The organism is Alistipes sp. D31t1_170403_E11 (assembly GCF_015553985.1).
Lineage (GTDB): Bacteria > Bacteroidota > Bacteroidia > Bacteroidales > Rikenellaceae > Alistipes > Alistipes montrealensis.
The window spans coordinates 663,887-681,215 of sequence record NZ_JADNHQ010000001.1 but is presented as its reverse complement, the minus strand read 5'-3'; the positions used below and the strand labels follow the sequence as shown (position 1 = coordinate 681,215).

The following is a 17,329-nucleotide window of genomic DNA, read 5'->3' as shown; positions in this document are numbered from 1 at the left end:
ATACAGGCGGGCCGTATTACATATTGTACGATCGCTGTTCCTGCGAATAAAAGCCGGACTTTTCTCCCTGTAATTTTGTAAATCAGCCGGTTTTGGTTACATTTGCAGCCTCGAATCGATCTGGTTTTCCGTTGCGGCCAGGGACTTTGCCTTGTATGTTGAAAGGCGTTTTGCAGCATTCTGTTTACTTATCTTGTATATAATCTATGCAATCTCCCCATTATTCTCGACACGCTCCGCTCTCGTGGGTTCCGACGCTGTATTTTGCGATGGGCCTTCCGTTCGTCGTGCTGAACATGGTTTCGGCCGTCATGTTCAAAGACCTCGAAATTCCGGACGCGCAGATTGCGTTCTGGACCTCCCTGATCATGTGGCCCTGGACGATCAAGTTCCTATGGAGTCCGTTTCTGGAACTTTATCGAACGAAGAAATTCTTTGTCGTAGCGACGCAGTTGCTGAGCGGCGTTCTATTCGGAGTTGCCGTACTGGCGCTCCACCTTCCCCATTATTTTGCCATTGCTGTCGCCGTGTTCGCCGTCGTCGCTTTCAGCGGAGCCACGCACGACATTGCGGCCGACGGTGTCTACATGTCGGAACTCAGCGCCTCGGATCAGGCAAAGTATATCGGCTGGCAGGGGGCATTTTACAACCTGGCGAAATTGGTCGCTACGGGCGGCCTGGTTTGGCTGGCCGGCTGGCTCTTTAACCGGTTCGGCGCAACGGACGGAGGCGGATTCGGAGCCTATGTGCAGGCGTGGTCGGTCGTGTTGGCAATCCTTTGCGTCGTGCTGGTCCTATTGGGAATCTACCATCTCCGCGCATTGCCTTCGGGCGGTGCGGCGGCGGAAAAGCATACGCTCGGAGAGGGCTTGCGGGAGTTGAAGGAGGTTATAGCGGCTTTTTTCACCAAGCGGCATATTTGGTATTACATCGCTTTTATTATCCTGTACCGTTTGGGCGAAGGTTTTGTCATGAAGATTGTCCCGCTGTTCCTGAAAGCCGACACGTCGGCGGGAGGATTGGGGCTTACCAATCAGCAGATCGGTCTCTATTACGGCTCTTTCGGCGCCGGGGCCTTTTTGCTGGGCTCCCTGCTTGCGGGTTACTATATTGCGCACCGGGGGCTGAAACGGACTCTTTTTACATTATGCTGCGTTTTCAATCTCCCGTTTGCGGTTTACGCCCTGCTGGCGTCGTTCCAGCCGTCGAACATGTGGCTTGTGGGCGGGGGTATTGTCGTGGAGTACTTCGGCTACGGCTTCGGATTCGTGGGACTGACGCTCTTCATGATGCAGCAGGTAGCGCCCGGCAGGCATCAGATGGCGCATTATGCGTTTGCTTCGGGCATCATGAACCTTTCGGTGATGCTTACGGGTGCTGTTTCCGGGTATCTGAGCGATGCGCTGACTTATAAATGGTTCTTCGTCCTGGTGATGTTCGCCACGATTCCGGCCTTTTTGATGACGCGCTTCATTCCGTTTACCTATCCCGACGGCGGCGCGGCCGCGGAGAAATAAGCGGAGCCCCGCGGCGGTGATATGCCGGAGGACGACCGTTCTGGAATTCAGAACCTGTCGTGCCGGCAGCCGTTTAGGATGATCCGGGACGTTCGGATGCAGGAGCTTTCGGAATGTCGATAAATTGTCGATAGAATGTGTCCCGGAATTTTGAAAGTATGCCGAAAAGCACTACTTTTGTAACGTTGTTTTTACAACTGTTAGGTTAATTCCGATGATTTCAGGCTGCAATATCGACCAACGCGAACGAAAGAAACAGCAGGGCCAGGCCGCTGCCTTCTATTCGTGGATGTGTCAGCAACAGATGCGACGTGCACAGTCCCGGGAGCAGCAGATACCTGCTCGTGGGCTGCTCGGATAGATACCAGACCGCCATGACATGCGATGTCGTGGCGGTTTGCTTTTTTAGATTATTAACTTAAAACCAATATATAAACGATGAAGGTCGGCGTGATTATGGGCTCTGTGAGCGATTACGAGGTGATGGCCGAGGCTGTCGCCATGCTCGAAACGTTCGGTGTGGATTTCGAAAAACGGGTAGTCAGCGCCCATCGCACGCCCGATCTGCTGTGCGAATATGCCAAGACGGCCAAGGGCCGTGGTATCGGCGTGATCATCGCCGGGGCCGGCGGCGCGGCGCACCTGCCGGGCATGGTGGCTTCAATGACCCCGCTGCCCGTCGTGGGTGTTCCCGTGAAGTCGCGTGCCCTGAACGGGCTGGACTCGCTGCTCTCGATCGTGCAGATGCCCGCGGGCGTTCCCGTGGCTACGACGGCTATCAACGGCGCGAAGAACGCCGCGCTGATCGCCGTGTCGATCCTCGCTTTGCAGGATGCGGAACTGGCTGCGAAACTCGACGCCTTCCGCTCGAAACAAACCGCGGATGTGCTGAAGGCTGAAATATAGCTGGGTAGTTCCGACCGCATGCGATAAGCCCCTCCCGAGGGAGGGGCTTGGGGTGGGGTCGGACTTGTAAACGCGGCGGCACGCCGCGAATGACAGCGGTCGAAAGCAAAAAGAAGATGAAGAATGAACAACATAGCTCTGAATCAATGAAGACCATCGGTATCATAGGCGGCGGCCAGTTGGGCTTGATGATCGCCGAACAGGCCCGGGAATTGGGTGTGCGCACCGTGTGCCTCGATCCTGCGGCCGACGCTCCGGCATTCAACGTCTGCGACGAACATATCGTTGCGGCCTACGACGATGCCGCGGCGCTCGAAGAACTTTGCCGCCGCAGCGACGCCGTGACCTATGAATTCGAAAATGTACCGGGGGATATTCTGATTCCGCTGTGCGAAAAATACAATATCCCGCAGGGGTATAAACCCCTTTACGATTCGCAGGACCGCTTGCGCGAAAAGTCGAACGCCCGCGACCACGGGCTGCGCACGCCCGGTTTCGAGGCTGTCGGCGACGAAGCGTCGCTGCGCGAAGCCGTGAAGCGGCTGGGGCTTCCCGCTGTGTTGAAAACCCGTACGCTGGGTTACGACGGGCACGGACAGATGGTCTTGAAGACCGAAGCCGACATTGCCCGGGCGCTGCCCCTGCTTGCGGTTCCCTGCATCCTGGAGGAGTTCGTGCCGTTCGATTCCGAAGCCAGCATCGTGATGGTTTCCGACGGTCGGAAAGTCGTGAGTTTCCCCGTGGGGCGCAACATCCACCGCGACGGAATCCTCGACCTCTGTATCGTTCCCTCCGGGGCCGATCCGCAGGTGCTGGCGCGGATGAAGGCCGAAAGCGAACGTTTCATGCGCGACTGCGGTTATGAGGGCATCCTGGCCATCGAGTATTTCATCCGGGGCGATGCGATTTATTTCAACGAGATGGCTCCGCGTCCGCATAATTCGGGCCACTACACCATCGAGGGCTCGACCACGAACCAGTTTCGTGAACTGGTCCGCTACCTTGTCGGGGAGCCCTTGCAGGAGCCGCGGCTGGTGGCTCCCACGGTGATGAAAAACATTCTGGGCCAAGACCTCGAAGCAGCTAAAAAGGTGGCTGCGGAGAACCTGCCGGGTGTATATGTCCATCTCTACGGCAAGACCGAAAGTCGTCCCAAGCGCAAGATGGGGCATATTACTTTTGTCGGTATGGATGCCGGGAATTACGCTGAGGAATGGGCCGAAAGATTTGTAAAATAAGTGCAAACAAAATAAAATGAACACGACCAACTATCGTATTTTTGTAGAAAAACTGCCCCGCTTCCGTGTCGAGGCCGAGAGCCTGCGCCGCGAGCTGAATGCAAACCTGAATCTCGAACTGGGCGAGGTGCGCCTGCTCTGTGTTTACGACCTGTTCGGCTTCAGTGCGGAACTGCTGGAGAAGAGCCGTTATACGGTCTTCGGCGAGGTGGTGACCGACTCCGTGACCGACGCCTGCGACCTCACGGGCCGCAAGTATATCGCCGTGGAATACCTGCCCGGCCAGTTCGACCAGCGTGCCGCTTCGGCAGCGGACTGCGTGCGGCTGATCGACCCCGAAGCCCAGGTCAACATCCGTTCCTCGAAACTGCTCGTTTTCGACGACAAGGTGACCGACGGGGATCTGGCCAAAATCAAACATTACTACATCAATGCCGTTGAGTCGCGCGAGAAGAACCTTTCGGTGCTGACCGACCTGGAGCAGGCCGAGGTGAAACCCGTCGAGGTGCTCGAGGGTTTCCGGGAGATGGCCGATTCGGAATTCGAATCCTACTGCAAGGCTCAGGGGCTGGCGATGAACGCCGACGACCTGCGCGAGGTGGTGAAGTATTTCCGCGCCGAGGGCCGCGATCCCTACGAAACGGAACTGCGCATCCTCGATACCTATTGGAGCGACCATTGCCGCCATACGACCTTTACGACCGAACTCGAAGGCATCACCGTCGAGGAGTCGTTCGCCAAGGACGAGATCGAGGACTCGCTGGCGCTGTACCTGCGCATCCGCCGCGAACTGGGGCGCGAGCACAAGAGCCTCTGCCTGATGGATATGGCGACGATCGGAGCCCGTTACCTGCGCAAGAAGGGCCTGTTGGACGATTTGGAGGTCTCCGAGGAGAACAATGCCTGCTCGGTCTATATCGACATCGATGTCGACGGAAAGACCGAAAAGTGGCTGCTGCAATTCAAGAACGAAACCCACAACCACCCGACCGAGATCGAACCCTTCGGCGGAGCCTCGACCTGCCTGGGTGGCGCTATCCGCGACCCGCTGTCGGGCCGCAGCTATGTCTACCAGGCGATGCGCGTTACGGGAGCCGGCAATATCTACCAGAAAGTCAGCGACACGCTCTCCGGAAAACTGCCGCAGAGTGTCATTTCGAAAAAAGCCGCGGCGGGTTATTCGAGCTACGGCAACCAGATCGGACTGGCCACGACCCACGTGCGCGAGATTTACCACGACGACTATGTGGCCAAACGCCTCGAAGTCGGCGCGGTGGTCGGAGCCGTGAAGGCCGAAAACGTTCGCCGCGAGCGGCCTGCTCCCGGCGACAAGATCATCATGTTCGGCGGCCGTACGGGCCGCGACGGCATCGGCGGAGCTACGGGTTCGTCGAAGGAGCACGACGTGAAGTCGCTCGAAACCTGCGGCAGCGAGGTTCAGAAGGGCAACGCCCCCGAGGAGCGCAAACTCGAACGGCTGTTCCGCCGTCCCGAGGTAACGCGCCTGGTTAAGAAGTCCAACGACTTCGGGGCCGGCGGCGTCAGCGTCGCCATCGGCGAGCTGGCCGACGGACTGGACATCTACCTCGACCGCGTGAAGACCAAGTACAGCGGCCTGAACTCCACGGAACTCGCCATCAGCGAGTCGCAGGAGCGCATGTCGGTGGTCGTCGAGGCGAAGGATGCCGAGGAGTTTATGAACTACTGCCGCGAGGAGAATATCGAGGCGGTGCACGTGGCCGATGTGACGGATACGGCGCGCATGCGGATGTTCAACGGCGAGCGGAAGGTCGTGGACCTGAGCCGCGAGTTTATCGACAGCGCCGGCGCCAAACACTATGCCGAAGCCAAGATCGGCGAGGTGGAGAACCGCAATCCTTTTGTCCGCGAAGTGGCGGGGGAGACGCTTGCCGAGCGCTTTGCGAATAACCTGAAAGACAACAACGTCGTCTCGCAGCGGGGGCTGATCGAAATGTTCGACTCGACGATCGGCCGTTCCACGGTGCTGATGCCCTTCGGCGGCCGCAGGCAGCGCAGCGAGACGCAGGTCTCGGTGCAGAAACTCCCGACCGACGGTTATACCGAGACGGCCAGCGTCATGGCTTTCGGCTACAACCCCTATGTAGCTTCGTGGAGCCCCTACCACGGTGCGGCCTATGCCGTCGTGGAAGCCGCGGCCAAGGTCGTGGCGGCGGGCGCCCGTTATGACAGGATGCGCTACTCCTACCAGGAGTATTTCGAACGCATGACCAAGAACCCCGAGTCGTGGGGCAAGCCCCTCAGTGCGCTGCTCGGCGCGCTGAAGATGCAGGTCGAACTGGGCCTGCCTTCGATCGGCGGCAAGGACTCGATGTCCGGAACGTTCCAGGACATCAACGTTCCGCCGATGCTGATGGCTTTCGGCATCACGACGGTCGCCGCTCCGACGGTCATTTCGACCGACCTGAAAGGGGCCGGACACCGCATCTACCTCGTACGGCATACCCCGCACGAGAACTACATGCCCGACACGGCGCAGCTCAAGCAGAACTTTTCGTTCGTCAGCGAACAGATCGAGTCCGGGAAAATCCTTTCGGCCTGGTCCGTGGGCTTCGGCGGCATCGCCGAGGGCCTTGCGAAGATGGCTTTCGGCAACGGCATCGGTGCGGAGGTGACCTTCGATGAAAAGAAACTCTACGAATATGCCTACGGCTCGATTCTCGTCGAGTGCGAGGGTACGCTCGAATATCCCCATGCCGAGCAGTTGGGCTTTACGGTGGCCGAGGAGGCGCTGACGGTCAATGGTGTCCGGATGCCGCTCGACGAGCTCTATAAGGCCAATACCGAGAAGTTTGCGGCTGTTTACCCGGACAAAGACCTGCGGTTGACGGAGGTAATGACCTCGCAGCCGGCGCCGAAGAGTTTCACCTATCCCGGTGCGGCAGTCGAAACCCCGGTGGTCTATATTCCGGTGTTCCCCGGCACGAACTGCGATTACGATACGGCCAAGGCATTCCGCAAGGCGGGAGCCGAGGTGCGGATGAGCGTGTTGTGCAACATCGCAGGCGACGACATCCTGCGTTCGATCGCCGAGATGAAGGAGCATATCCGCCAGGCGCATATCTTCGTGCTGAGCGGCGGTTTCTCCGCAGGCGACGAACCCGACGGAAGTGCGAAGTTTATTGTCAACGTACTGAACAACAAAGATATTCGCGAAGAAATACACGCGTTGATCGACCGCGGCGGTCTGATTCTGGGCATCTGCAACGGTTTCCAGGCGCTGGTCAAATCGGGCCTTTTGCCCTACGGCCGACTGGGCATGGTCACCAAGGATTCGCCGACGCTGTTCCGCAACGACATCAACCGCCACATTTCGCAGATCGTCACGACGCGCGTTGCGACGACCGCTTCCCCGTGGCTCGCGGGCTTTGAACTCGGCGAGTTGCATTCGATCGCCGTCAGCCACGGCGAAGGCAAGTTCGTCGTGAGCGAAACGCTCGCCAGGGAACTCTTTGCCAACGGACAGGTCGCTTTCCAGTATGCCGATGCTGAAGGAAAGCCTGCCGCCGAGGCTCCGTATAACCCCAACGGCTCGTTGTATGCCATCGAGGGCATCATCTCGCAGAACGGTCAGATTCTGGGTAAGATGGGCCACACGGAGCGCTACGAGGAGAACCTTTTCAAAAATATCGCCGGCAACAAGCAGCAATCGCTGTTTGCGAACGCCGTGGCCTATTTCCGCAAAAAGTAATAAACCAAACTACTACGCTGATGAAAACCTCCTTATTTACCTTGTGGGCAGCATTGCTCTTCACTGCGATCTTACTTCCGGGGCGCAGCAGCGCCCAGACCGATGACAACCTTCGTCTTTTGTACTGGAACATCCAGAACGGGATGTGGTCGGGCCAGGGCGATAACTACGATAAATTCGTGGAATGGGTTAATTCCCAGGCTCCGGATGTTTGCGTGTGGTGCGAAGCGCAATCGAACTATAAAACGGGTTCGGCCGAGAAAATGGCGCCCGAAGATCGTTATTTGACGGATAACTGGGGAGAACTGGCCGCCCGCTACGGACACAAGTACTGGTATAAAGGCGGTCACCGGGATAATTTCCCGCAGGTCATCACATCGAAATACCCGATCGAAAACGTGGCCCGCATTATCGGTTCCCGACCCGACAGCGTTGTTTCGCACGGCTGCGGCTGGGCCCGTATCGCGAAAAACGGCAAGACGATCAATATCGTGACGCTTCACACGTGGCCCCAGGCTTATGCTTTCGAGGCAAAGGACCGCGACGCGAGCAAAGCGGAGCACGGCGGCGACAAATACCGCCGTATGGAGTTGGAATACATCTGCAACCATACGATCGGCACGGTTCCCGATGCTAAGGAGCAGCTTTGGATGATGATGGGCGACTTCAATTCGCGTTCGTCGCGCGACAACTGGTTCTACAAGTACCCGGCGGACGACACGCGTTTTCTGGTCCACGACTATATCCTTCAAAACACGCCCTACGTCGATGTGATCGCCGAGAAATACCCGGGCGAGTTCAAGACGACGACCGGCGGGAAATCGCGCATCGACTTCGTCTACTGCACGCCTGCGCTCTATGAACTGGTGACGCATGCCGATGTCGTGACGGACGGCTATACGACTCCGGTCCGCGATCCGGGCAATCTTTCGAACTTCTGGCATCCTTCGGACCATCGTCCGATCGTCGTCGACTTCAATCTGAAATAAGGCAATAAATCAAATAATTAAAAACACCCAAACAACATGAAACAGCTCGAAATGCTCTATGAGGGCAAGGCAAAACAGGTTTTCCGCACGGACGATCCCGATAAGATCATCATTCACTATAAGGATGCGGCTACGGCTTTCAACAACATCAAGAAGGCTACGATCGAGAACAAGGGAGTGCTGAACAACGCTATTTCGACCTTGATCTTCAAAGAGCTGCAGAAGGCCGGCGTGAAGACCCACTATATCGAGACCATCAACGACCGCGACCAGATCTGCCGCCGTGTCGAGATCATTCCGCTGGAGGTTATCGTACGCAACGTAATCGCCGGTTCGATGGCCCAGCGCCTCGGCATCGAGGAGGGTACGCAGCCTTCGAACGTCATCTTCGACATCTGCTACAAGAAGGACGAACTGGGCGATCCGCTGATCAACGACCACCACGCCGTGGCGCTCGGCGCCGCGACTTACGAGGAACTCAACGAAATGTACGCCATGACGGCCAAAATCAACGAGGTGCTCAAGGAGATGTTCCTGAAGATGAACATCAAGCTCGTGGACTTCAAGATCGAGTTCGGCAGAACCTCGGATGGCGAAATCGTGCTGGCCGACGAGGTGTCGCCCGACACCTGCCGCCTGTGGGACGCTACGACCAACGAAAAACTCGACAAGGACCGTTTCCGCCGCGACCTGGGCAAGGTCCGCGAGGCTTACGAGGAGATTCTGGCACGCCTGAAGAAAATCGTCGAATAATATGATGGAAGTGATTAGCGACCGCGAGTTGCACGAGGAGTGCGGGGTGTTCGGCATCTATGGAGTGCCGGGCGCCGCGTCGCTGACCTACTACGGGCTGCATGCGTTGCAGCACCGCGGACAGGAGGGGGCCGGTATCGTCTCGGTGGACGACGACGGCACGTTCCGCCGCATCAAGGGCGGCGGACTGGTGACTGAAGTTTTCGACGAGGCGAAACTCGCCACGCTGAAGGGTTCCATGGCTATCGGGCATGTGCGTTATACCACGGCCGGGGGCGGCGGCATCGAGAATGTGCAGCCTTTCCTTTTCCGTCACAATACAGGCGATTTCGCGCTGGCGCATAACGGCAACATCGTCAATTCGGCCTTGCTGCGCCGCCACCTCGAAAACAAGGGCAGCCTGTTCCAGTCGACCTCCGACAGCGAGATCCTGGCCCACCTGATCAAAAAGGAGACGCGCTACCATGACCGGCCGCGCATCTTCGCGATCATCGACGCGCTGAACATGCTCGAGGGCGCTTTTGCCTTCCTGATCATGACGGCCAACCGCATCTATGCCTGCCGCGACAAATACGGACTGCGTCCGTTGTCGATCGGAAAGCTGGGCGACGGTTATGTCGTTTCGAGCGAGACCTGTGCATTCGATGTGCTGGGTGCGGAGTTCGTGCGCGATGTCGAGCCGGGCGAGATCGTCACGATCGACAAACAGGGCATCCGCAGCCGCGACTACTCGATGTACAAGCGCTGCCAGATGTGCTCGATGGAGTACATCTATTTCGCACGCCCGGACAGCGACATCGACGGCTGCAACGTCCATGCCTACCGCAAGGAGTCGGGACGCCTGCTCTACAAGGAGGCGCCCGCCGAGGCGGACATCGTGGTCGGTGTTCCCGATTCGAGCCTCAGCGCCGCGATGGGTTACGCCGAGGCGAGCGGACTGCCTTATGAAATGGGACTGATCAAGAACAAATACATCGGTCGCACCTTCATCCAGCCCTCGCAGGAACTGCGCGAAAAGGGTGTGCGGATGAAACTCTCGGCCGTACGTTCGATCGTTCGGGGCAAGCGCGTGGTGCTGGTCGACGACTCGATCGTGCGCGGCACGACTTCGCGGCGTATCGTCACGATGCTCAAGGAGGCGGGAGCTACCGAGGTGCATGTGCGCATCGCCAGCCCTCCGATGACCAATCCCTGCTTTTACGGAGTGGATACCTCGACGCGGGAAGAACTGATTTCGGCGCGCAAGGACCTCAGGGGCGTGTGCGAGGAGATCGGCGCCGATTCGCTGGTGTTCCTTTCGCCGGAGTCGCTGCTCGAGGCGGGCAACCGCAAGGAGCTTTGCATGGCTTGCTTCACGGGAGTTTATCCCACGATGCTGTACCAGTCGCCCGACGAGGCCAACAAAGACGTTAAATGTTAGAAAACCTTAAACCATAAATTACTATGGCTCAAAGTTATGAAAAAGCCGGCGTGAACCTCGAAGCCGGATACGAAGTGGTGCGGCGCATCAAAAAACACGTTGCGTCGACCTCGCGTCTGGGCGTAATGGGCAATATCGGCGCTTTCGGCGGAATGTTCGACCTCTCGGCCCTTCGGGTGAAGGAACCGATCCTCGTGAGCGGAACCGACGGCGTGGGAACCAAACTCAAGCTGGCCTTCGAGATGGACAAGCACGACACGATCGGTATCGACGCCGTGGCCATGTGCGTCAACGACGTGCTGGCGCAGGGCGCGGAACCGCTGGTGTTCCTCGACTATGTGGCTGTGGGGCGCAACGAACCCCAGAAGATCGAAGCCATCGTTGCGGGTGTCGCCGACGGCTGCCGCCAGGCCGGCTGTGCACTGGTGGGCGGCGAGACCGCCGAGATGCCGGGCATGTATGCCGAAGGCGAATACGACATCGCCGGATTTACGGTCGGCGTCGTGGAGAAATCGCAGTTGATCGACGGATCGAAGGTCAAGGCGGGCGACGTACTGGTGGGTATCGCGTCGAGCGGTGTGCATTCCAACGGTTTCAGCCTCGTGCGCAAGATCGTTGCGGACAACTGCCTGAATCTGCGCGAGTCCTATCCCGAATTGTCGAACAAACTGTTGGGCGAAGTGCTGTTGACGCCGACCAAAATCTACGTGAAGCAGGTGCTGGAAGTGGTTCGCAACTGCGACGTACACGGCATCAGCCACATCACGGGCGGCGGTTTCGACGAAAACATCCCCCGCATCCTGCACGACGGCCAGGGCCTCGAAATCGAGGAGGGTTCGTGGGAGATATTGCCCGTGTTCCACTTCCTGGAAAAGTACGGCAAGGTGGCCCACCGCGAGATGTTCAACATCTTCAACATGGGTATCGGTATGGTCATCGCCCTCGATGAAAAGGAGGCGCAGAAGGCCATCGACATCCTCACGGCACAGGGCGAGAAGGCTACGGTCATCGGACGTGTAACGGACACCGAGGGTGTTGTAATCCGCTGACCGATGCATCGGTTAGCAGTCTTCGCCAGCGGCAGCGGTACGAATTTCGAAGCTATCGTCACGGCCTGCGAGCAGGGCGTGCTCAATGCCGAGGTCGTGCTGATGGTCTGTGACAAACCCGGCGCGAAGGTGGTCGAAAGGGCTGCCGGGCACGGGGTCGAGGCGTTTGTTTTCGCTCCGAAGCAGTATGCTTCGAAAGCCGATTACGAACGGGAGATCGTCGCGCGGCTCGATGCCGCGGGCGTGGAACTGGTCTGCCTGGCGGGATATATGCGTATCGCGGGCGACGTACTGCTGGGGGCTTACGGAGGGCGGATCATCAACATCCATCCCTCGCTGCTGCCGGCTTTCCGCGGGGCGCACGCCATCGAGCAGGCGCTGGAATACGGCGTCAAGGTTTTCGGCGTGACGATCCACTATGTGGATGCCGAACTGGACGGCGGGCGTATCATCTCCCAGCGGGCTTTTCCCTACGAGGGCAATGACATCGAAGAACTGGAGCCGATGATTCATGCGGTGGAGTATCCGCTTTATATTGAAACGATTGACAAATTATTAAAACAGAAATAGGTATTAGCATATGCGCGCTTTAATTAGTGTAAGTGACAAAACCGGTGTCGTGGAGTTCGCCAAAGGGCTGCGCGCCCTGGGCTGGGAGGTGATCGCCACGGGCGGTACGATGAAACTGCTTTCGGACAGCGGTGTCGAGGTGATCAATATCAGCGACGTTACGGGATTCCCCGAAATCTGTGACGGCCGTGTGAAGACCCTGCATCCCAATGTGCACGGGGGCCTGCTGGCCCGCCGCGACGACCCCGAACACCTGAAGGCTCTGAAAGAGAACAAGATCGAATTTATCGACATGGTCTGCGTGAACCTCTATCCGTTCCGCCAGACGATCGCGAAGCCCGATGTGAAGATGGAGGATGCTATCGAGAACATCGACATCGGCGGACCTTCGATGCTGCGTTCAGCCGCCAAGAACTGGGCGGACGTGACGGTCGTGTGCGATCCCGCGGATTATGCGCAGATCCTCGGCGAGATCAAAGCCGGCGGCAATACCGAAAAAGCTACGCGTCTCCGGCTTTCGGCCAAGGCTTATACGCATACCGCCGAATACGATTCGATGATCGCGACTTACATGCGCGCACAGGCCGGGCTGAACGAAAAACTGTTCCTCGAATTCGACCTCGTGCAGTCGCTGCGCTACGGCGAGAATCCCCACCAGGGGGCCAAGTTCTACCGCGAGGAAAAAGAGGTCCCCTATTCGCTGGCTTTCGCCAAGCAGTTGAACGGCAAAGAGTTGTCGTATAATAATATCCAGGATGCCAATGCTGCGCTGTGCATCGTGCGCGAGTTCGACAAACCGTTCTGCGTGGGCCTCAAACACATGAATCCCTGCGGCGCCGCCGTGGGCAAGGACGTTGTCGAGGCGTGGACCAAGGCCTACGAGGCCGATAAGGTCTCGATCTTCGGCGGTATCGTGGCTACGAACTGCACGGTGACACGCGAGGCCGCCGAGCTGATGAAGCCGATCTTCCTCGAAATCATCATGGCTCCGAAATTCGACGAAGGCGCGCTCGAAGTGCTCTCGGCGAAGAAGAACCTGCGCCTGCTCGAAGTCTGCATGGACAAGGGTGCTGTCGACCCCAAACAGTATGTGAGCGTCAACGGCGGCCTCTTGGTGCAGGACCTCGACGTGGCTACGAAGTCCGTTACGGCCGATCTGTGCGTCACGAAGGCCAAGCCCGCTCCCGAGCAGATGGAGGATCTCAATTTCGGCTGGCACATCGTTAAACACGTGAAGTCGAACGCCATCGTGGCGGTGAAGGACGGCCGGACGCTGGGCGTCGGCGCCGGGCAGATGAACCGCATCGGTTCGGCCGAGATCGCTTTGAAGCAGGCCCATGCCGCTGGCGTCACCGAGGGTCTCGTTCTGGCGTCGGACGGGTTCTTCCCCTTCGACGACTGCGTGACGCTGGCTGCCGAATACGGCGTGACGGCAATCGTGCAGCCCGGTGGATCGGTTCGTGACGAAGACTCGATCAAAAAGGCCGATGAAAAAGGTATCGCCATGGTATTCACGGGCGAACGCCATTTCAAGCATTAGGCGATGGAATCGAATAGTAACGCTTATGGCGTTACTATTCTCTGTCCTGCTGAAATTCCGACCGAATACCGGAGCCGTTGAGCGAGGGATGAACTAAAAGCGCGAGCGGAGGGGACGGTTTGCTTGCAAACCCGCGAATAGTCGCCCGGAGCCAGCGTTAGGCCGTCCCGAGGAGGCGGAGGTATTCTCGGAGAGTTTTTGTGGCACTTTTTGCGGAAAAAAGTGCCGGAATCTGCGGGGCTTGCTCTGCGATAAAAAAAGGAATTTTGTTTATGAAAGTTTTGGTAATAGGCGGCGGCGGCCGCGAACACGCTATTGTCGACGCCCTGTCGCGCTCGCCGCAGGTCGAAAAAATCTACTGTGCACCCGGGAATGCGGGTATCGCACGGCAGGCCGAGTGTGTGCCTGTCCGGGAGACCGAGGTGGAGCGCCTGCGCGATTTTGCCGCGGAGAACGGTATCGGCCTCACGGTCGTAGGCCCCGAAGTGGCGCTGGCGGCGGGAGTCGTCGACTGTTTCAAAACCGCAGGACTGCGGATTTTCGGTCCCACGAAAGCCGCGGCGCGCATCGAGTCGTCGAAGGAGTTTGCCAAGTGCCTGATGGCCAAATACAATATTCCGACGGCGGGATTCCGCGCGTTCACCGATTATGCCGAAGCGCTGGCCTACGTCGGGGGCCGTCCCCTGCCTGCGGTGCTCAAATACGACGGACTGGCCGCCGGCAAAGGCGTGGTGATTGCCGAAACGATGGAGGAAGCCGAAAAGGCCCTGAAAGATATGCTGCTCGACGATAAGTTCGGCGAAGGCAAGGTCGTCGTCGAAGATTATCTCGAAGGCCCCGAGTTTTCGTTCATGTGCTTCGTTTCGGGCAGCCGCGTCTGGCCGATGGTGCTGGCACAGGACCACAAGCGTGCCTACGACGGCGACGAAGGCCCCAATACGGGCGGTATGGGCGCTTATTCGCCCCTGCCTTTCATTACGGCGGAGGACGAGCGCTATGCCATGGAGAAGGTCATGCGGCCCGTTGCCGAGGCGATGATAGCCGAAGGATGTCCTTTCGAAGGGGTGTTGTACGGCGGTCTGATGAAGACTGCGCGGGGCATCGAAGTCATCGAGTTCAACGCCCGTTTCGGCGATCCCGAGACTGAGGTGGTGCTGCCGCGCCTGAAAAGCGACATCGTCGACATTTTCTGCGCCGTTGCCGAGGGCCGCGATACGCAGTTGGAGTGGCACGATTTTGCCACGCTGGGCATTGTGCTTGCCTCGAAGGGCTATCCCGGCGACTATGAAAAAGGACACGAGATCAAAGGGCTCGACCGGACCGAAGGCGCTGTTTATCACATGGGAACCAAGGCCGACGGCGACCGTGTGCTGACTGCCGGAGGCCGCGTGCTGTTCGTGGTGGGCAAGGGGCGCGACCTGGCCGAGGCGCGGGAAAATGCGTTGGCCGACGTTGCGCGCATCGACTGCGACAACCTCTTCCACCGCACGGACATCGGACATTGGGCATTGAAAAAGTAAAACGAAATCTATGGTAATCAGCGGAAAAGAACTTTCAGCGAAACTAAAACTCGAAATGGCGGCCGAAGTGGCCACATTCGAAGGTAAATACGGCCGTGTGCCGCATCTGGTGGTAATCCTCGTGGGCGAAGATCCCGGCAGCGTGAGCTATGTGACCGGCAAAGCCAAGGCTTCGGCCGAGGTGGGTATCCGGAATACGACGATCCGCAAGCCGGAGTCGATCGCCGAGTCCGAATTGCTGGACATCATCGCCGCACTGAACCTCGACGACGATGTCGACGGCATCCTGGTACAGTTGCCCCTGCCGAAGCATATCGACGAGGACAAGGTGATCGCAGCCATCGACAAGTCGAAGGATGTCGACGGTTTTCATCCCCTGAACGTCGCTGCGTTGTGGCAGAAGCAACCCTGCACGCTCCCCTGTACGCCGAAGGGTATCCTCAAGATGCTGCGGGCGGCAGGCGTGGAGATCGCAGGCAAGCGCGCCGTGGTGATCGGCCGGAGCAACATCGTAGGGCTTCCCGTGTCGAAACTGCTGCTCGATGCGAACGCCACGGTGACGATGGCCCACAGCCGTACGCGCAACCTCGGCGAGGTGACGCGCGGGGCGGAGATTCTGGTGGTGGCTATCGGCCGGCCGAAGTTCGTCACGGCGGACATGGTGTCGGACGGCGCCGTGGTGATCGACGTGGGTGTCAACCGCGATCCGGAGACGGGCAAACTGTGCGGCGATGTCGATTTTGCCGCCATCGAACCCAAAGCCTCGGTCATCACTCCGGTTCCGGGAGGCGTCGGGCCGATGACGATCTGCTGCCTGATGGAGAATACGATCGAATGTTTTCTCCGGCGGATGCGCCGATAAAGGATAACCGGGGCGACAGTCCCGGTTTTTTATTCGTAACGGCATGGATGATAACGCATATACGATTGTAAACGGCCGCGTGCTGACCCCTGCGGGCTGGCTTGCGGGGGCTTCGCTGGTGATCCGTGCAGGGCGTATTGCCGCGGTATGCCCTGACGGCGGCGTTGCCGCAGGGACCGAACCTGTCGATGCGCAGGGGCTCTGCGTTGCACCGGGCTGCATCGATCTGCACGTGCACGGCGGTGGCGGGGCCGACTTTCTGGAGGCTACGCCCGAAGCGTTCCGGACGGTGGCTGAGGCGCATGCCCAATATGGAACGACGGCGCTGTATGCCACCTTGGCAGTCTTTTCGCCCGATACATTCCGCCGGGCGGTGCGCGCCTGCGGGCAGGTGCAGCGGCATCCCGGCAACGGGGCTGCGGTGCTGGGGCTTCACCTCGAAGGCAATTACCTGAATCCGGCGATGAAGGGCGGACAACCACCGGAATATATTTCGAATCCCGATCCGGCCGAATATGAAGCCATGTTGGACGCCGCGCCGTGCATCAAACGCTGGAGCGCTGCTTCCGAACTCCCCGGGGCGTACGATTTCGCCCGCTGTGCCGTTTCGCGGGGCGTGCTGGTCGCGCTGGCCCATACGACGGCGGATTATGGGGAGGTGAAAGCCGCCTGTGCGGCGGGATTTACACATGCCACGCATTTCTACAACGCCATGACCGGGGTTCACCGTGAGGGCGAATACAAACGCGAAGGGACAGTCGAAGGCATCTATCTGACGGACGAAATGACCGTGGAGGTGATTGCCGACGGAATCCATGTTCCTCCGGCCTTGCTGCGTATGGCCTACAAATTCAAGGGTGCGGAACGGGTTGCGCTGGTGACCGATTCGATGGCCGCGGGAGCGATGCCCGAGGGCGGGAAACCTTTCGATCCGCGGGTGATCGTCGAGGACGGGGTGTGCAAATTGGCGGACCGGAGCGCGCTGGCGGGAAGCATTGCCACGGCCGACCGGCTGATTCGGACGATGGTCCGGGAAGCGGGTGTTCCGCTGGAGGATGCCGTGCGCATGGCCTCCGAAACCCCGGCCCGTATCATGGGCATTTCGGACCGGAAAGGAACGCTCGAAGCGGGGAAGGATGCGGATGTCATCCTTTTTGACGACGACATAACCGTCAGGGCTGTTTTCGTCGGAGGCCGCCGGGTGAAGTGATGTGCGGTCGTAAAAAGAGCCGGAC

Annotated in this window: 14 protein-coding genes; 13 read left to right on the top strand and 1 reads right to left on the bottom strand. The window is 58.8% G+C overall.

Annotated elements, in window-relative coordinates; translation table 11 throughout:
• Positions 1-206 precede the first annotated feature (206 nt).
• Complete coding sequence (locus I2E69_RS02590) at positions 207-1,517, top strand: MFS transporter (RefSeq protein WP_229095338.1); 1,311 nt, start codon at positions 207-209, stop codon at positions 1,515-1,517.
• Between the two features lie 220 nt (positions 1,518-1,737).
• Here the strand turns inward: I2E69_RS02590 and I2E69_RS02585 are convergent, their stop codons facing one another.
• Positions 1,738-1,893: a hypothetical protein gene (locus I2E69_RS02585; protein ID WP_195458580.1), complete on the bottom strand. Its 156-nt coding sequence runs from the start codon at positions 1,891-1,893 to the stop codon at positions 1,738-1,740.
• A 62-nt stretch (positions 1,894-1,955) separates the two neighbouring features.
• On the opposite strand from I2E69_RS02585, the gene purE reads away from it, so the two are divergent.
• From purE to nagA, 12 genes are all read left to right on the top strand, one after another.
• Complete coding sequence (gene purE / locus I2E69_RS02580; protein ID WP_195458579.1) at positions 1,956-2,423, top strand: 5-(carboxyamino)imidazole ribonucleotide mutase; 468 nt, start codon at positions 1,956-1,958, stop codon at positions 2,421-2,423.
• Positions 2,424-2,539: 116 nt separating this feature from the next.
• On the top strand, positions 2,540-3,661 hold the full coding sequence (purK, locus tag I2E69_RS02575) for a 5-(carboxyamino)imidazole ribonucleotide synthase (RefSeq protein ID WP_195458578.1): 1,122 nt from the start codon (positions 2,540-2,542) through the stop codon (positions 3,659-3,661).
• A 16-nt stretch (positions 3,662-3,677) separates the two neighbouring features.
• Entirely contained in the window at positions 3,678-7,391 is a 3,714-nt protein-coding gene (locus tag I2E69_RS02570; protein ID WP_195458577.1) for a phosphoribosylformylglycinamidine synthase, read from the top strand.
• A gap of 20 nt (positions 7,392-7,411) precedes the next feature.
• Positions 7,412-8,380, top strand: coding sequence for an endonuclease/exonuclease/phosphatase family protein (locus tag I2E69_RS02565; RefSeq protein ID WP_195458576.1), 969 nt, complete (start codon positions 7,412-7,414; stop codon positions 8,378-8,380).
• Between the two features lie 36 nt (positions 8,381-8,416).
• The gene (gene purC, locus I2E69_RS02560) at positions 8,417-9,133 is read left to right on the top strand and encodes a phosphoribosylaminoimidazolesuccinocarboxamide synthase (RefSeq protein WP_195458575.1); all 717 of its coding nucleotides are present in this window, start codon (positions 8,417-8,419) and stop codon (positions 9,131-9,133) included.
• Position 9,134: 1 nt separating this feature from the next.
• Complete coding sequence (gene purF / locus I2E69_RS02555; protein WP_195458574.1) at positions 9,135-10,553, top strand: amidophosphoribosyltransferase; 1,419 nt, start codon at positions 9,135-9,137, stop codon at positions 10,551-10,553.
• A gap of 23 nt (positions 10,554-10,576) precedes the next feature.
• Positions 10,577-11,602, top strand: coding sequence for a phosphoribosylformylglycinamidine cyclo-ligase (gene purM, locus I2E69_RS02550; RefSeq protein WP_195458573.1), 1,026 nt, complete (start codon positions 10,577-10,579; stop codon positions 11,600-11,602).
• Positions 11,603-11,605: 3 nt separating this feature from the next.
• Positions 11,606-12,172 carry a phosphoribosylglycinamide formyltransferase gene (purN, locus tag I2E69_RS02545; RefSeq protein WP_195458572.1) on the top strand — a complete coding sequence of 189 codons (567 nt, stop codon included), beginning with the start codon at positions 11,606-11,608 and terminating at the stop codon, positions 12,170-12,172.
• 10 nt (positions 12,173-12,182) lie between these two features.
• Entirely contained in the window at positions 12,183-13,712 is a 1,530-nt protein-coding gene (gene purH, locus I2E69_RS02540) for a bifunctional phosphoribosylaminoimidazolecarboxamide formyltransferase/IMP cyclohydrolase (protein WP_195458571.1), read from the top strand.
• 272 nt (positions 13,713-13,984) lie between these two features.
• Positions 13,985-15,232: a phosphoribosylamine--glycine ligase gene (gene purD / locus I2E69_RS02535; protein ID WP_195458570.1), complete on the top strand. Its 1,248-nt coding sequence runs from the start codon at positions 13,985-13,987 to the stop codon at positions 15,230-15,232.
• 10 nt (positions 15,233-15,242) lie between these two features.
• On the top strand, positions 15,243-16,094 hold the full coding sequence (gene folD, locus I2E69_RS02530) for a bifunctional methylenetetrahydrofolate dehydrogenase/methenyltetrahydrofolate cyclohydrolase FolD (RefSeq protein WP_195458569.1): 852 nt from the start codon (positions 15,243-15,245) through the stop codon (positions 16,092-16,094).
• Between the two features lie 43 nt (positions 16,095-16,137).
• Positions 16,138-17,304 (top strand): N-acetylglucosamine-6-phosphate deacetylase, encoded by a 1,167-nt coding sequence (gene nagA, locus I2E69_RS02525; protein WP_195458568.1) that lies wholly within the window; start codon positions 16,138-16,140, stop codon positions 17,302-17,304.
• Positions 17,305-17,329 lie beyond the last annotated feature (25 nt).

Bases quoted from the DNA above. Each gene is read 5' to 3' on its own strand.
- I2E69_RS02590 (WP_229095338.1), top strand. From the start codon at position 207: ATGCAATCTCCCCATTATTCTCGACACGCTCCGCTCTCGTGGGTTCCG.
- I2E69_RS02585 (WP_195458580.1), bottom strand. From the start codon at position 1,893: ATGGCGGTCTGGTATCTATCCGAGCAGCCCACGAGCAGGTATCTGCTG.
- purE (WP_195458579.1), top strand. From the start codon at position 1,956: ATGAAGGTCGGCGTGATTATGGGCTCTGTGAGCGATTACGAGGTGATG.
- purK (WP_195458578.1), top strand. From the start codon at position 2,540: ATGAAGAATGAACAACATAGCTCTGAATCAATGAAGACCATCGGTATC.
- I2E69_RS02570 (WP_195458577.1), top strand. From the start codon at position 3,678: ATGAACACGACCAACTATCGTATTTTTGTAGAAAAACTGCCCCGCTTC.
- I2E69_RS02565 (WP_195458576.1), top strand. From the start codon at position 7,412: ATGAAAACCTCCTTATTTACCTTGTGGGCAGCATTGCTCTTCACTGCG.
- purC (WP_195458575.1), top strand. From the start codon at position 8,417: ATGAAACAGCTCGAAATGCTCTATGAGGGCAAGGCAAAACAGGTTTTC.
- purF (WP_195458574.1), top strand. From the start codon at position 9,135: ATGATGGAAGTGATTAGCGACCGCGAGTTGCACGAGGAGTGCGGGGTG.
- purM (WP_195458573.1), top strand. From the start codon at position 10,577: ATGGCTCAAAGTTATGAAAAAGCCGGCGTGAACCTCGAAGCCGGATAC.
- purN (WP_195458572.1), top strand. From the start codon at position 11,606: ATGCATCGGTTAGCAGTCTTCGCCAGCGGCAGCGGTACGAATTTCGAA.
- purH (WP_195458571.1), top strand. From the start codon at position 12,183: ATGCGCGCTTTAATTAGTGTAAGTGACAAAACCGGTGTCGTGGAGTTC.
- purD (WP_195458570.1), top strand. From the start codon at position 13,985: ATGAAAGTTTTGGTAATAGGCGGCGGCGGCCGCGAACACGCTATTGTC.
- folD (WP_195458569.1), top strand. From the start codon at position 15,243: ATGGTAATCAGCGGAAAAGAACTTTCAGCGAAACTAAAACTCGAAATG.
- nagA (WP_195458568.1), top strand. From the start codon at position 16,138: ATGGATGATAACGCATATACGATTGTAAACGGCCGCGTGCTGACCCCT.